Genomic DNA, 1,120 nt, shown 5'->3' on the forward strand with positions numbered 1-1,120 from the left:
TGTCTCATAATTGATCTTGTGGTGGGGCGAGGAGAGATAACGGACTCGGCGTGGTCGCGGATAGAGCCGCTGCTTCCGCAGAGCGACGGTGTTGGACGTCCGTGGCGAGACCATCGGCAGGTCGTGAACGGGGTGCTGTGGCGGCTCCGTACTGGTGCGCCCTGGCGCGACCTTCCTGAGCGATACGGCCCATGGCAGACCGTCTATCGGCGCTTCGCCCAGTGGGAGAATGACGGCACCTGGGCCAGGCTGTTGCAGGAGGCCCAGGTCCGTAACGACGCGGCGGGCGCCGTGGAGTGGACGGTCTCGATCGACTCCACGGTCGCCCGGGCGCATCAGCATGCTGCGGGCGCCCGCAAAAAGGGGCTGAAGGTGGGGACGAATCAGAAGATCCGGCAGCTGTCGCGCGTCGCGAGGCGCTCGGCCGGTCCCGGGGCGGGCTGACGACCAAGGTCCACATGGCGGTGGACGGCCGGGGGCTGCCTCTGTCGATCGTGCTCAGCACCGGGAACACGGCAGACTGCACCATGTTCCCCGCTGTGCTGGAGGCAATCCGCATTCCGCGGACCGGCCTCGGACGCCCACGCACGAAGCCCGACCGGGTGGTGGCGGACAAAGCATATTCGTCCCGGAAGATTCGCCACCTGTTGCGGCGCCGCGGCATCAAGGCGACCATCCCCGAGCGCCGGGACCAGGTCGCCAACCGAGCTCGCCGTGCGGGCAGGGGTGGCCGGCCACCGGCCTTCGACAGGACCGCCTACCGGGGGCGGAACGTCGTCGAGCGGTGCTTCGCCCGGTTGAAGCAGTTCCGTGCCGTGGCAACCCGGTTCGACAAATTGGCGGCCCGTTACCAGGCCGGGGTCGTCATCGCGGCACTGGTCCTCTGGCTCAGGGCAGACGGCTGATCACCGTGTTCAGTCCGAGTTGAACCAGACCAGCACTCCCGGGCCGTCCGGGGTGATCACCCGCACCCAGGCCTCATCTGCCTCACGGATACGGCTCTCATCCAGTCGGAGAGCATGTGGCTCCTCTGTGGCCCCATCAGATGCCCAGTAGCGAATGGCTTCGATGATCTCGCGGAGCTTGTCCAGCTCGTCATCTGGCCACGCGTAGTTCCAGG

At 67.2% G+C, this 1,120-nt stretch carries 2 protein-coding genes; one reads left to right on the forward strand and one right to left on the reverse strand.

Going from position 1 to position 1,120, the window contains the following annotated elements; translation table 11 throughout:
• Positions 1-18: 18 nt before the first annotated feature.
• Positions 19-905 (forward strand): IS5 family transposase gene (locus ACFWVC_RS38635; RefSeq protein ID WP_384299617.1). Its coding sequence is split into 2 segments (ribosomal slippage): positions 19-367 and positions 367-905, totalling 888 coding nucleotides; the frame shifts between segments, so codons are not numbered across the junction.
• A 9-nt stretch (positions 906-914) separates the two neighbouring features.
• On the opposite strand, the gene ACFWVC_RS38640 is transcribed toward ACFWVC_RS38635, so the two are convergent.
• Positions 915-1,120, reverse strand: a 206-nt coding sequence (locus tag ACFWVC_RS38640; protein ID WP_384299610.1) for a DUF6210 family protein, incomplete at its 5' end; no start/stop codon positions are given.

The sequence above is a fragment of the Streptomyces sp. NPDC058691 genome (assembly GCF_042714775.1).
Lineage (GTDB): Bacteria > Actinomycetota > Actinomycetes > Streptomycetales > Streptomycetaceae > Actinacidiphila.